The organism is Sanguibacter suarezii NBRC 16159, from assembly GCF_001552735.1.
Lineage (GTDB): Bacteria > Actinomycetota > Actinomycetes > Actinomycetales > Cellulomonadaceae > Sanguibacter > Sanguibacter suarezii.
Map to the genome: position 1 here is coordinate 161643 of NZ_BCRT01000010.1, position 13079 is coordinate 174721.

Annotated in this window: 12 protein-coding genes; 9 read left to right on the plus strand and 3 right to left on the minus strand. The window is 71.4% G+C overall.

Annotation, left to right across the window (positions count from 1 at the left end; all coding sequences use genetic code 11):
- Positions 1-10: 10 nt before the first annotated feature.
- A complete protein-coding gene (holA, locus tag SS2_RS05390) occupies positions 11-1018 on the plus strand; it encodes a DNA polymerase III subunit delta (protein WP_066461836.1) in 1008 nt (335 codons plus the stop codon).
- A 156-nt stretch (positions 1019-1174) separates the two neighbouring features.
- Here holA and rpsT read toward each other — a convergent pair whose 3' ends face one another.
- A complete protein-coding gene (gene rpsT, locus SS2_RS05395) occupies positions 1175-1435 on the minus strand; it encodes a 30S ribosomal protein S20 (protein ID WP_066461837.1) in 261 nt (86 codons plus the stop codon).
- 229 nt (positions 1436-1664) lie between these two features.
- The gene (locus SS2_RS05400) at positions 1665-2270 is read right to left on the minus strand and encodes a type II toxin-antitoxin system PemK/MazF family toxin (RefSeq protein WP_066461839.1); all 606 of its coding nucleotides are present in this window, start codon (positions 2268-2270) and stop codon (positions 1665-1667) included.
- 58 nt (positions 2271-2328) lie between these two features.
- Between SS2_RS05400 and lepA the strand changes: the two genes are divergently transcribed.
- The 4 genes from lepA (at position 2329) to SS2_RS05420 (ending at position 8537) form a co-directional block, all read left to right on the plus strand.
- Complete coding sequence (gene lepA, locus SS2_RS05405) at positions 2329-4212, plus strand: translation elongation factor 4 (RefSeq protein WP_066461841.1); 1884 nt, start codon at positions 2329-2331, stop codon at positions 4210-4212.
- Between the two features lie 25 nt (positions 4213-4237).
- Positions 4238-5494, plus strand: a complete 1257-nt coding sequence (hemW, locus tag SS2_RS05410; RefSeq protein ID WP_066461842.1) for a radical SAM family heme chaperone HemW — start codon at positions 4238-4240, stop codon at positions 5492-5494.
- A gap of 2 nt (positions 5495-5496) precedes the next feature.
- Positions 5497-7542: an acyltransferase family protein gene (locus SS2_RS05415; protein ID WP_066461844.1), complete on the plus strand. Its 2046-nt coding sequence runs from the start codon at positions 5497-5499 to the stop codon at positions 7540-7542.
- 98 nt (positions 7543-7640) lie between these two features.
- Positions 7641-8537 (plus strand): hypothetical protein, encoded by an 897-nt coding sequence (locus SS2_RS05420; protein ID WP_157607194.1) that lies wholly within the window; start codon positions 7641-7643, stop codon positions 8535-8537.
- 43 nt (positions 8538-8580) lie between these two features.
- Here the strand turns inward: SS2_RS05420 and SS2_RS05425 are convergent, their stop codons facing one another.
- A complete protein-coding gene (locus SS2_RS05425; RefSeq protein ID WP_066461846.1) occupies positions 8581-9438 on the minus strand; it encodes a DUF3097 domain-containing protein in 858 nt (285 codons plus the stop codon).
- Positions 9439-9548: 110 nt separating this feature from the next.
- On the opposite strand from SS2_RS05425, the gene hrcA reads away from it, so the two are divergent.
- The 4 genes from hrcA (at position 9549) to SS2_RS05445 (ending at position 13070) form a co-directional block, all read left to right on the plus strand.
- Positions 9549-10574, plus strand: coding sequence for a heat-inducible transcriptional repressor HrcA (hrcA, locus tag SS2_RS05430; RefSeq protein ID WP_066461851.1), 1026 nt, complete (start codon positions 9549-9551; stop codon positions 10572-10574).
- Between the two features lie 175 nt (positions 10575-10749).
- Complete coding sequence (gene dnaJ / locus SS2_RS05435) at positions 10750-11862, plus strand: molecular chaperone DnaJ (RefSeq protein WP_066461854.1); 1113 nt, start codon at positions 10750-10752, stop codon at positions 11860-11862.
- Positions 11862-12653 (plus strand): 16S rRNA (uracil(1498)-N(3))-methyltransferase, encoded by a 792-nt coding sequence (locus SS2_RS05440; RefSeq protein WP_066461856.1) that lies wholly within the window; start codon positions 11862-11864, stop codon positions 12651-12653. Before dnaJ ends, SS2_RS05440 begins: the two co-directional genes overlap by 1 nt.
- A gap of 42 nt (positions 12654-12695) precedes the next feature.
- Positions 12696-13070, plus strand: coding sequence for a histidine triad nucleotide-binding protein (locus SS2_RS05445; protein ID WP_066461858.1), 375 nt, complete (start codon positions 12696-12698; stop codon positions 13068-13070).
- The last annotated feature ends 9 nt before the right edge of the window (positions 13071-13079 follow it).

The following is a 13079-nucleotide window of genomic DNA, read 5'->3' on the forward strand; positions in this document are numbered from 1 at the left end:
CCCTTGGTCCATGGCAGCCCCCCGTACCTCAGCCAAGCGCACCGCCACTCCTGGACTGTCCTGGGAGGAGGCGCCGCTCGCGCCCGTGGTGCTGGTCCAGGGCGCTGAAGGTCTGCTCGTCGACCGGGCGGTCGACCGGCTCACCCAGCTGGCGCGGGCCGAGGACCCAGCGGTGGAGAAGACCGAGGTCCAGGCGGCGGGGTACCAGTCGGGCATGCTCTCCGTGCTCACCAGCCCCTCGTTGTTCGCCGAGCCACGCATCATCGTCATCGACGGAGCCGAGGCCACGACCGAGGCCCTCATCACCGACATGATCGAGTACCTGCGAGCCCCCGCGGACGAGGTGTGGCTCGTCGTCGCGCACCGCGGCGGGGTCCGGGGAAAGAAGATGCTCGATGCGATCAAGGCCAGCGGCGCCCCCGTGGTGGCCTGCGACCCGATCAAGAAGGACACCGACAAGGTGGCCTTCGCCGCCGCGGAGTTCAAGCGCGGGGGCCGCCGGGCCAGCGCCGGTGCAGTGCGGGCCCTCGTCGAGGCCGTGGGCAGCGACCTGCGGGAGCTCGCCGCGGCGTGCTCCCAGCTCATGGCGGACTCCGAGCGGGCCATCGACGAGCCCGCGGTGACCAAGTACTACGGCGGGCGCGTGGAGGCGACCGGCTTCCGGGTGGCCGACGCCGCGATCGCCGGCGACGCCGGGCAGGCAGTGTCGTTGCTGCGCCACGCCCTGGCGACGGGTGCGGACCCGGTCCCGGTCGTCGCGGCGCTGGCGATGAAGCTGCGCACGCTGGCCAAGGTGGCGGCGCTGCGCGGACGGGGACTGACCGCCGGTGACCTCGGCCTGGCGCCGTGGCAGGTGGACCGCGCCCGCAAGGACCTGACCAACTGGACCCCGGAGGGCCTGGCCACCGCGATCACCGCGACCGCCGCCGCCGACGCCGAGGTCAAGGGTGGTGGCCGCGATCCGGTCTTCGCCGTCGAGCGCGCGGTCCTTGTCGTCGCAGCCAGCGCCGGTCGCTGACCCCGCCCCTCGCCAGGAGCGTCGGACCAGCCGCACCCCGACCCACCCCAGACACAGCAATGACGCCACCCAGGACACAGCAAAGGCGCCACCCCGACACGGGAAGTGGCGCCTTTGCGGCGAGCGGTCACACCGAGGTGCGGCCGATCAGGAGACTCACAGGCCGTTGACGGCCTTTGCCAGAGCTGACTTGCGGTTCGCGGCCTGGTTGGAGTGGATGACTCCCTTGGACACGGCCTTGTCGAGCTTCTTGGACGCGCTGACCAAAGCAGCGTTAGCGGCATCCTTGTCGCCAGCGGCGACAGCGTCGCGCACACGACGGACGTGCGTGCGAAGCTCGGTCTTGACAGCCTTGTTGCGAAGGCGTGCCTTCTCGTTGGTGCCGATACGCTTGATCTGAGACTTGATGTTAGCCACGTGAGGACTCTCTTGTATGTTCGCCGGAGCGATCTGAACAGGTCGTAGAAGGCGTTTCCAGCACCGGGACTGGGGTGGGGAACCCGTGGAGAGGCACTGGAATGGTGTCCGCCGACCCGGGCGGACACGCAGTCGCCAGAATAGCAGGGATTCGGGTAGAGCCGCCCCGACGTGACGGGATTCATCCTCGCCACCGCCGCACCGCCGCACCGTCGCAGCCGCCGCAGGATCACCCGACGCCGCGGACCACCTCAGCGAAGAGGTCAGCGTCCATGACCGCGCCCTCCCGGCGGATGGCGGTCGGGTCCACCCGCACCACCCGGTCCAGACGCACCTCGGACTCCCGCCCGCGGGAGTCCCAGGGGCCGGAGCCGACGTCGAGCCAGCGTCGCCCACGACGCGCCTCGTCCCCGCCGTCGCGGGAGTGGTCCTTGCTCGTGAGCATGAGCCCGAGCAGCCAGTCCCCGTCGCGGCCGACGAGCAGCACGGGGCGGTCCTTGCCCTGGCTGAAGTCCTCTTCATAGGGCACCCACGTCCACACGACCTCCCCGGGGTCGGGCTTGCCGTCGGGGGAGGGGGAGTACCGGGCGCGCAGGGTCCCGGTGAAGTCGCCGGGGTAACCGTCGCGCGCCGGCGCACGAGATCCCGAGGCCGCTGCACCCGAGGTCGCTGCGCCCGAGGCCGCTGCACCCGAGGTCGCTGCGCCAGCGGGCGCAGGCCGGGCACCGCCCCGCGAGCGAGTCGGTGCGCCCGTCCGCGTGCTGGGACGCGTCACCGCGGTGAGCGCCGAGCGCGCGACGTCGGCCAGGGCAGAGATCCATCGGTTCGTCGCCACACCGGCAATCTACCGCTGCCGGTCCCCACCCGGCCGCGGTCATGGGAGAATCGACCCTGTGACTCCCATCCCTTCAGCGGCCAACCTCGCCCGCATTCAGCCCGCGGCCACTGCTCCGGAGCTGCTCCGCAACTTCTGCATCATCGCCCACATCGACCACGGCAAGTCGACCCTGGCCGACCGCATGCTCCAGCTGACCGGCGTCGTCGACCCGCGCGTCATGCGCGCGCAGTACCTCGACCGCATGGACATCGAGCGCGAGCGCGGCATCACCATCAAGTCCCAGGCCGTGCGCATGCCCTGGGAGGTCGACAACGCCGACGGCGTGCCCACCGGCTACGCCCTCAACATGATCGACACCCCCGGGCACGTGGACTTCACCTACGAGGTCTCCCGGTCCCTGGCAGCCTGCGAGGCCGCAGTGCTGCTGGTCGACGCCGCGCAGGGCATCGAGGCCCAGACGCTCGCCAACCTGTACCTCGCCATGGACAACGACATGGCGATCATCCCGGTGCTCAACAAGATCGACCTGCCGGCCGCCCAGCCGGAGAAGTACGCCGAAGAGCTGGCCGGCCTGGTCGGCTGCGAGCCCGAGGAGATCCTCAAGATCTCCGGCAAGACCGGCATGGGCGTCCCTGAGCTGCTGGACCGGATCGTGCAGAAGACCCCGGCGCCGGTCGGCGACCCGGACGCCCCCGCGCGCGCCATGATCTTCGACTCCGTCTACGACACCTACCGCGGCGTGGTCACCTACGTCCGCGTGGTCGACGGCCAGCTCAGCCCGCGCGAGCGCATCACCATGATGTCGACCCGGGCCACCCACGACCTGCTGGAGATCGGCGTCTCCTCTCCCGAGCCCATCCCCACCAAGGGACTGGGCGTGGGCGAGGTCGGCTACCTCATCACCGGTGTCAAGGACGTGCGCCAGTCCAAGGTCGGTGACACGGTGACCAACGCCGCCAAGCCCGCCGAGGAAGCCCTGGGCGGGTACTCCGACCCCAAGCCCATGGTGTTCTCCGGTCTGTACCCCGTCGACGGCTCGGACTACCCCGTGCTGCGTGACGCCCTGGACCGCCTCAAGCTCAACGACGCCGCGCTCATCTACGAGCCGGAGACGTCGGTCGCGCTGGGCTTCGGCTTCCGCGTGGGCTACCTCGGGCTGCTGCACCTGGAGATCGTCCGCGAGCGCCTGGAGCGCGAGTTCTCCCTCGACCTCATCTCCACCGCCCCCAACGTCATCTACGAGGTGACGATGGAAGACAAGTCCGTCATCACGGTGACCAATCCGAGCGAGTTCCCCGGCGGCAAGATCGCCGAGGTCCGTGAGCCCATCGTCAAGGCGACGATCATCGCCCCGGCGGAGTTCATCGGCGCCGTCATGGAGCTGTGCCAGGGCCGACGCGGTGAGCTGCAGGGGATGGACTACCTCTCAGCCGACCGCGTCGAGATGCGTTACATCCTGCCGCTGGCCGAGATCGTCTTCGACTTCTTCGACCAGCTCAAGTCCAAGACCCGCGGGTACGCCTCCCTCGACTACGACGTCATCGGCGAGCAGGCAGCCGCGCTGGTCAAGGTCGACATCCTGCTCCAGGGGGAGCAGGTGGACGCCTTCAGTGCGATCGTGCACAAGGACAACGCCTACTCCTACGGGCTGTCCATGGTCGGCAAGCTCAAGAACCTCATCAACCGTCAGCAGTTCGAGGTGCCCATCCAGGCCGCCGTCGGCGCCCGCGTGATCGCCCGCGAGACCATCCGCGCGATCCGCAAGGACGTCCTGGCCAAGTGCTACGGCGGTGACATCTCCCGCAAGCGCAAGCTCCTGGAGAAGCAGAAGGAGGGCAAGAAGCGCATGAAGACGATCGGGTCTGTCGAGGTCCCGAAGGAAGCCTTCATCGCCGCCCTGACCTCGGAGCAGACGGAATCCAAAGACAAGAAGAAGTGATCACGAACACCAAGGAGACCACGGCGTGAGCCCGGCACTTCCTGAGGGCGACCCCGCACCCGAGGACGGCGCCCTCCCTTCATGGGTGACCTCTGGAGCCGCTGACCGTGGCTTCGGGGTCTACCTGCACGTCCCGTTCTGCACGGTCCGCTGCGGCTACTGCGACTTCAACACGTACACCGCGAGCGAGCTCGGCGGCGGGGCCAACCAGACCGCCTACGCCACGACCGCGCTGTCGGAGATCGCCCTGGCGGCCCAGGTGATGGACCGCGCGGGGCTGCCCCCGCGCCAGGTGTCCACCGTCTTCGTCGGCGGTGGCACCCCCACGCTGCTGCCCGCCGGCGACCTCGCCCGGATGCTCGACGGCGTCCGGCAGGCGTGGGGCCTGGCCCCCGACGCCGAGGTGACCACCGAGGCGAACCCGGACTCGGTCACCCCACAGTCCTTGCAGCTGCTCGCGGACTCCGGGTTCACCCGGGTGTCCTTCGGTATGCAGTCCGCGGTGCCCTCGGTCCTGGCGACCCTCGAGCGCACCCACGACCCGCGCCGCATCCCCGACGTCGTGCGCTGGGCTCGCGAGGCGGGCCTGGAGGTGTCGCTCGACCTCATCTACGGCACCCCGGGGGAGACCCTGGACGACTGGCGGCTGAGCGTGGAGACCGCGCTGGCCACCGGCGTCGACCACGTCTCGGCCTACGCCCTCGTCGTGGAGCCGGGCACGAAGATGGCCGCCCAGGTGCGCCGCGGCGAGCTGTCCCTGCCCAGCGAGGACGACCAGGCGACCAAGTACGAGCTCGCCGACGACCTGCTCACCGCAGCAGGCCTGCAGTGGTACGAGGTGTCCAACTGGGCGCGCACCACCGACGGGGTGCAGCGCGCCTGCCGGCACAACCTGGCCTACTGGCGCGGGGACGACTGGTGGGGCATCGGCCCCGGCGCGCACTCCTACATGGGCTCCGACGAGCCGGGCACCCGCGGTATCCGCTGGTGGAACGTCAAGCACCCGCTGCGGTACGCACGCGTGCTCGGTGACGGTCGCAGCCCGGCCGCCGGCCGGGAGGTCCTCGACGACGCCTCCGCCCAGCTCGAGCGCGTCATGCTCGGTGTGCGGCTGCGCGAGGGCCTGGACCTGTCGGTGCTGTCCGCGGGGGCCCGCCGACGCGTGGCCGGTCATGTGGCCACCGAGCTTCTCGACGGTCGGGCCGCGCTCGCCGGACGAGCCGTGCTGACCCGCAAGGGCCGGCTCCTTGCAGACACCGTGGTACGCGACCTCACAGATTGACCATGACTCCAGGCACCCCCCTCCCGACCGCACCAGCCCGCCAGACCTCCCCGCCGCGCAAGCCCTCGGCCCCGCGCGCGCACTCCCGGCCTCCCCGGATCCACGGGCTGGACTCCGTGCGCGCCCTGGCCGTCATCGCGGTCATGACCTTCCACTTCGTGCCGGGGTGGCTCCCGGGCGGGTTCGTCGGGGTGGACGTGTTCTTCGTCCTCAGCGGCTTCCTCATCACCACCCTGCTGGTCCGTGAGCGCGTGCAGACCGGACGGGTGTCCCTGCGCCGGTTCTGGACGCGCCGGGCCCGGCGGCTGCTGCCGGCGATGGTGACGGTGGTCATCACGTGCACCGCGATCGCCGGGGTCCTCGGCGGGGACGTGCTGGTGGGCATCCGGTCGCAGGTCATGGGCGCGCTGACCTTCGCGAGCAACTGGGTGTACATCGCCCAGGGTGCCTCGTACTCGAGCGACCTGAGCCCGCAGCTGTTCGCCAACTTCTGGTCCTTGGCCGTGGAGGAGCAGTTCTACGTCTTCTGGCCGCTGGTGGTGCTCGCCGTCTTCGGCATCCGCCGCTCGCGCGCGGTGGGCCTGGCGGTGACGGCGGCCTTCGCCGTCGGCTCAGCGCTGTGGATGGCCGCGAGCTTCGACCCGATGGCCGACCCCTCCCGGGTCTACTACGGCACCGACACGCACATGTTCGGTCTCATGGCCGGCGCCTTCTTCGCGCTGTGTTTCGCTCCCGACGACGGCCACCGACCTGGTCTCCCTGCCGTGCGATCCCTCCTGGCCGACCCTGCCCGACGCCGCGTGGCGCGCCTCGCGCTCGGCGCGGTCTGCGCCGCCGCACTGGTGGTGGCCGCCGTGATGCTGCCCATCGACGCCGCGTTCACCTACCGCGGTGGCCTCGTGCTGGTCTCGCTGGCGGCGGTGGGGCTCATCGCCTTCATCGTCCGCAGCCAGGCGCTCGCCCAGCGGTGCGAGGTGGCGCCGCTGCGCTGGATCGGGGTGCGGTCCTATGGGCTGTACCTGTGGCACTGGCCGCTGCTCGTGCTCGTCTCGGAGGTCATGGGCGCCGACCACCCGGGCCACGGCACGCCATGGACGGTGGTGCTGGTGACGCTGGTGCTCACGGTGGCTGCGGCCTGGGCCTCTCACCGGTTCATCGAGGCGCCGGTGATGGCACGTGGGATCGGCACGCTCGTGCGGTCGCTGTGGGGATGGTCGCGCCGGGTCGCGCTGGTCGCCTGGGCCGAACGCCGCTCTCCTGCGCGGACCCCGCGCGGGCGGGTGCGCGCCGCAGCGGCTGCCGCGTTGACCCTCGTGGTGACCGCCTCGGTCGTGGCCGCCTTCGTGCGGGCGCCGGCTGTCTCCGAGCTGGAGGCGGCGATCCGGCTCGGTGCCGAGGCCGCCTCGGGCACCGGGGAGAGCGCCGTGGAGGGCGGCGGGGACCAGACGCCCGCCCCCGACGCACCGGACGCCGGGTCGCCCGAGGGCACCGTCCCCGAAGGCGCGGTCTCCAGCCCGACGCCCATCCCGCCTGCGCAGCCGGAGGCCGTCGCGCCGACCGGTGACCAGGTGACGGTGATCGGTGACTCGGTCACCTTGATCAGTGCCACCGCGCTGCAGTCCATCCTTCCCGGGGTGCACATCGACGCCGAGGTCTCTCGCCAGATGAGCACGACCCCCGAGGTGGCCGCCGCCCTGGCGGCCGGCGGCGCGCTGCGTCCCTACGTCGTGCTCTCCCTCGGGACCAACTCGACCGTCAACGCCCGGGTCATGGACGAGGCGATCGCCGCGATCGGTCCCGACCACACGATCGTGCTGGTCACCGGCTACGGCGACCGGTCCTGGATCGGTCCGACCAACGACCAGATGCGCGAGGCAGCTGCCCGTCACCCCAACGTCGTCGTCGCCGACTGGCAGGCGGCGATCGCCGCCCACCCCGAGGGGCTGGGCAAGGACGGCGTCCACCCTCAGGCCTCCGGGCAGGAGATCTACGCCCAGACGATCGCGGCGGGACTGGCGCAGGCGCAGGCCCTGCGGGCGGGGCAGTGACGCGGCGGTAGCGGCGCCGCGGGGCGTGGCGTGCGCAGGGGTGGAACGATGCAGATGAGCGCACCTGCACGGATCCATCGCACGGACGAGGAGACGCCATGAGTGACAAGCCCCCCGACGGCACTGGACCGGACGAGCCGCAGCCGCCCCACGACGTGCCCCCGACACCTCCGACACCGCCGACACCGCCGACATCCCCGGTGCCCCCGACGCCCGGTCAGCCCGGTCCCCCCGCGGCTGGCGGCTACCCGCCCCAGCCGAGCGGTTTCCCACCGCCGCCGGCCGGCTACCCACCGCCTCCGGCCGGCTACCCGCAGGCGGCCCTCAGCCAGGTCTCGGTCGCAGACGCCTTCACCTACGGCTGGAACAAGTTCACCGAGAACGTCGGCGTGATCCTCCTCGCGGCCCTCACCTACGCCGCGGCGTTCGTCGTATTGGGGATCATCGCCTTCACCATCCTCGTCGGCACGGCCGCGGCCACCACGGACGCCTACGGGAACCTCAGCAGCGGTGGTGCCTTCGGCTTCGGGTTCGGCATGGTCGTGTTCATCGCCCTGGCGGTGGTGCTCGGCGCGCTGGTCCAGGCCGGGATCATCCGCGGGTCGCTCGTGGCGACGCACGGCCGGCGGCTCGCCTACGAGGACTTCTTCCGCTTCGACAACCTCGGCACGGTCATCCTCACCGCGGTGCTCGTGGGCCTGGCGACGGCGCTGCTGTCCATCACCGTCGTCGGCGGGATCATCTTCGCGTTCTTCGCTCAGTTCGCGCTGTTCTTCGTCATCGACAGACGTCTGGGCGCGATCGACGCCATCGGCGCCAGCTTCCGGATGGTGTGGGCGAACCTCGCCACCGTGGTGCTGCTGTCCATCGGGGTGTACATCGCCGAGTTCATCGGCAGCCTGCTGCTCGGGATCGGGCTGCTCGTGGCGCTGCCCGTGGCGATGATCGCCTCCGCCTTCGTCTACCGCCGCCTCATCGGGGAGTACCCCGTCTAGCCCAGTACCCCGTCTCGCCCAGCACCCCGCGTATCCCGCGGGCTCAGCCCTCGGTGACGAAGTCGATGAGCTCCTCCACCCGCGCCAGCAGTGAGGGCTCGAGGTCCGCGTAGGAGCGCACCGTGCCCAGGATCTTCTTCCACCCCATCGCCACGTCGGTCTGGTTCTGCGCGGGCCAGCCCAGCTCACGCAGGATCCCGTACTTCCACTCCGTGCCGCGCTCGATGACCGGCCACCGCTCCAGGCCGATGCGGGCAGGGCGGACCGCCTGCCACACGTCGACGTAGGGGTGACCCAGGACCCGCACGTTCCCGCCGGGGAACTGGCGCAGCACGTCGTCGGTGATGCGCTGCTCCTTGGAGCCGGCCACGAGGTGGTCCACGAGCACACCGACCCGGCGCCCGGGGGAGGGCTTGAAGTCCGCCAGGGCCACGGCGAGGTTGTCCACGCCGTCGAGCAGCTCGACGACGACGCCCTCCACCCGCAGGTCGTCGCCCCACACCCGCTCGACCAGCTCGGCGTCGTGACGGCCCTCGACCCAGATCCGGCTGCCGCGGGCCACCCGGGCGCGGGTGTCGGTCACCGCCCGGGAGCCGCTCGCGGTGCGGGCGGGGGCCTGCGGCGCGCGCGCCGCCACCGGTGGCGTGAGCTCGACGGGGGCACCGTCGATCCAGAAGCCGGGGCCGAGCGGGAAGGTCCGGGTGCGCCCTGCGCGGTCCTCGAGCACCACCACGTGCATCCCGCCGGACTTCTCCGTGCGCACCACCGCGCCCACCCATCCGGAGGTGACCTCCTCCACCACGAGGCCGCGATCGGCGGGGAACGGCCGCGAGACAGGCCGCCGGGAGGCCGGGTGGGGGCCGGAGGACAGGACGTCGGAGGAGTAACGATCAGCGCTCACCGCGCAAGGTTATCCGCCGCGGCGGGGTGGTCGTGGAAGTGCCTGGGGGGTGTCGCGTAGAATTAGCACTCACCTACTTCGAGTGCTACGTGAGGGCAGGAGGAACTGACATGGCGTCGAGCGACGACCGCAGGCTGGATGTGCTCCGGGCCATCGTCGAGGACTACGTCCACACGCGTGAGCCGGTCGGGTCGAAGGTGCTCGCCGAACGGCACGGTCTGGGCGTCTCCCCGGCAACCATCCGCAACGACATGGCGGTGCTGGAAGAGGCTGGCTACATCGCCCAGCCGCACACCTCCGCCGGCCGGGTGCCCACCGACAAGGGCTACCGGATGTTCGTCGACCGTCTGGCCGAGGTCAAGGCGCTCTCGCCGGCCGAGAAGAACGCGATCGAGACCTTCCTCGCCGGTGCGGTCGACCTCGACGACGTCATCTCCCGCGCCGGGCGGCTGCTGGCTCAGCTCACCGGTCAGGTCGCCGTGGTGCAGTACCCCTCCTTGCGCCGGTCCGGGCTGCGTCACCTGGAGATCGTCGTGCTCGGCGACCGCCGGCTGCTCGTGGTGATCATCACCGACACCGGCCGCGTCGAGCAGCGCACCCTCGAGGTGGAGTGCCCGCCGGACGAGGAGACGCTGCTCCACCTGCGGACCCGGTTCAACGTCGCGGCGGCCGGTCGCCGGCTGCCCGAGCTGCGGGTGGCGCTCGAGGAGCTCGCGGACAGCTTCCACCCGCGTGACCGCGCCATGGTGGCGCGGATCGCCGAGGTGGTCACCGACACGCTGTCCCAGGAGAGCGAGGAACGGATCGTGCTCGCCGGGACCGCGAACCTGGCCCAGGCGAACATGCGGTTCGAGCACTCGCTGCGGCCGGTCCTGGAGGCGCTCGAGGAGCAGGTCGTGCTGCTCAACCTGCTGACCGACATGGTCGAGGACTCCGGGGACGTCGCCGTGCGCATCGGCCACGAGACCCAGCTCAGCGGCTTCTACGAGACGTCCATCGTGACGACCGGCTACGGCAGCGAGGGCGACGCCATCGCGACGATCGGCTCGATCGGACCGACCCGGATGGACTACCCGGCCACGATGGCGGCGGTCCGGGCCGTGGCGAGGTACCTCTCCAGGATCCTCACCACATGACCTGGCCACCAGAGGGAATCACAATGGACCTCGGTGGCGTTGTCACACGTGACACCACCTGACCGACCTGACCTGACCTGACCTGACCTGACCTGACCTGACCGTGCGACCGCCGGTGGCGGCACCGCCCGGCACTCCCGAGTTTCAGCAAACCCCGATCGGCAGAGAGTATTCAGTGAGCGACTACTACGACGTGCTTGGTGTGGCCAAGGACGCAAGCCAGGACCAGATCAAGAAGGCCTACCGCAAGCTTGCGCGCGAGTTCCACCCCGACGTTGCCGGCCCCGGCGCCGAAGACCAGTTCAAGGACGTGGGCCGCGCCTACGAGGTGCTCTCCAACCCGGAGAAGCGCCGCTCCTACGACATGGGCAACGACCCCTCCGCCCCCGGCGGCGGCATGGGCGGCGGCTTCGGCTTCCAGGACATCTTCGAGACGTTCTTCGGCGGCGGTCAGGCCCAGCGCGGACCCATCCCGCGCGCCCGCCGCGGCCAGGACGCGCTCATCCGCCTGGACATCGACCTCGCCGAGGCCGCCTTCGGTGTGCGCCGCGAGGTCCAGGTGGACACCGCAGTCGTCTGCGGCACCTGTTCCGGTTCCTGCTGCCGCCCCGGCACCTCCCCGCGCACCTGCGACGTCTGCAACGGGCGCGGGACGGTCCAGCGGGTGGCCCGCTCCTTCCTCGGCCAGGTCATGACGACCGCGCCGTGCGCCCCCTGCCAGGGCTTCGGCACCACGATCCCCGAGCCGTGCGCCGAGTGCGCCGGCGAGGGCCGCGTGCGCAGCCGTCGCACCGTCACCGTCGAGGTGCCCGCGGGAGTGGAGACCGGCAACCGGATCAAGCTCACCTCCCAGGGTGAGGTCGGCCCCGCCGGCGGACCGGCCGGTGACCTGTACTTCGAGATCCGTGAGCGCAAGCACGAGCTGTTCCTGCGCCGCGGCGACGACCTGCACGCCACCCTCGAGGTGCCCATGACCGCCGCCGCGCTGGGCACGGTCATCGAGCTCGAGACCCTCGACGGCGTCGAGTCCGTGGACCTGCGCCCGGGCACGCAGCCAGGTCAGATCATCACCCTCAAGGGCCTGGGCATCGGGCACCTGCACGCCGCCGGACGCGGTGACCTCAACGTCCACGTCGAGATCCAGATCCCGACCGGCCTCAACGACGAGCAGGCCGACCTGCTGCGTCAGCTCGCCGAGCTGCGCGGGGAAGAGCGTCCCGAGGGACGCGTGGCCGCCGCGCACCCGGGTGTCTTCACCCGCCTGCGTGACAAGCTCTCGGGTCGATAGTGAGCGCGCCGGTCTTCCTCGCCGACCCAGGCGGCCTGGCCGTCCTCGCGCCCGGTGACACCTACCTGCTCGACGGCGACGAAGGGCGCCACGCGGGCGTCGTGCAGCGCCGCCGGGTGGGGGAGCGCATCGACGTGGTCGACGGCGCCGGCCGGCGGGTGGAGACCGTGGTCGCCACGGTCGACGCCGGGACGCTCGAGCTCTCGGTCACCGCTGTGCGCACCGAGGCTCCCGACGGCGTCGAGCTCGTCCTCGTGCAGGCCCTCGCCAAGGGAGACCGCGACGAGCTGGCCATCGAGGCGGCGACCGAGGTGGGCGTGGACGCGGTCCTGCCGTGGCAGGCCGAACGCTCCGTGGTGGTGTGGCGCGGTGACCGCGCCGCGAAGTCCCGTGCCCGCTGGGTCGCCACCGTCAAGGCCGCGACCAAGCAGGCGCGCCGGGCGACCCTGCCCGCCGTCGGCCAGGTGGTGGACGGCAAGGCGCTCGCCTCGACCGTCGAGGAGGTGCGCGCCGGCGGCGGCCTGACCGTGGTGCTGCACGAGGACGCCACGACGCCGCTGGCCGGCGTCGACCTCCCGGTCCCTGACGCGGCTGCGGCCGCCGCCGGTGCGCCGGTCCGCCGGGTGCTCGTCGTCGTGGGCCCCGAGGGTGGGATCAGCGACCGTGAGGTCGCAGCGCTCACCGACGCCGGCGCGGTGCTCGCCCGTCTCGGTCCGCACGTGCTGCGCACCTCGACCGCGGGGCCCATCGCGATCGCGCTGCTGAGCCAGCGGCTGGGCCGGTGGGGGTGAGCCTGCGCTGAGCCGGCACCCGAACTGGGCTAGCCTCGGGTGATGACCTCCTCGCAGCCGAACTCCCCGACCCTGACCGACCCGGAGTGCCTGTTCTGCAAGATCGTCGCAGGCACGGTGCCAGCCACGGTCGTCGCCGAGACGCCCGAGGTGATCGCCTTCCGCGACATCAACCCGCAGGCGCCGATGCACGTCCTCGTGGTGCCGCGTGAGCACTACGGCGACATCGCCCAGCTCGCCGCAGGCGACCCGGCCCTGCTCGCCGGGGTGGTGGCGCTGGCCGACGAGATCGCCGGGGACCTGGCCGACGGTCAGTTCCGGCTCATCTTCAACTCCGGCCCGCACGCCGGGCAGAGCGTCTTCCACGTCCACGGTCATGTCATCGGCGGCGAGCGGCTCGGCTGGTCCCCGGCCTGAGGCCCGCGC

Bases quoted from the DNA above. Each gene is read 5' to 3' on its own strand.
- hrcA (WP_066461851.1), top strand. From the start codon at position 9,549: ATGGCGTCGAGCGACGACCGCAGGCTGGATGTGCTCCGGGCCATCGTC.
- SS2_RS05420 (WP_157607194.1), top strand. From the start codon at position 7,641: ATGAGTGACAAGCCCCCCGACGGCACTGGACCGGACGAGCCGCAGCCG.
- SS2_RS05415 (WP_066461844.1), top strand. From the start codon at position 5,497: ATGACTCCAGGCACCCCCCTCCCGACCGCACCAGCCCGCCAGACCTCC.
- SS2_RS05445 (WP_066461858.1), top strand. From the start codon at position 12,696: ATGACCTCCTCGCAGCCGAACTCCCCGACCCTGACCGACCCGGAGTGC.
- holA (WP_066461836.1), top strand. From the start codon at position 11: ATGGCAGCCCCCCGTACCTCAGCCAAGCGCACCGCCACTCCTGGACTG.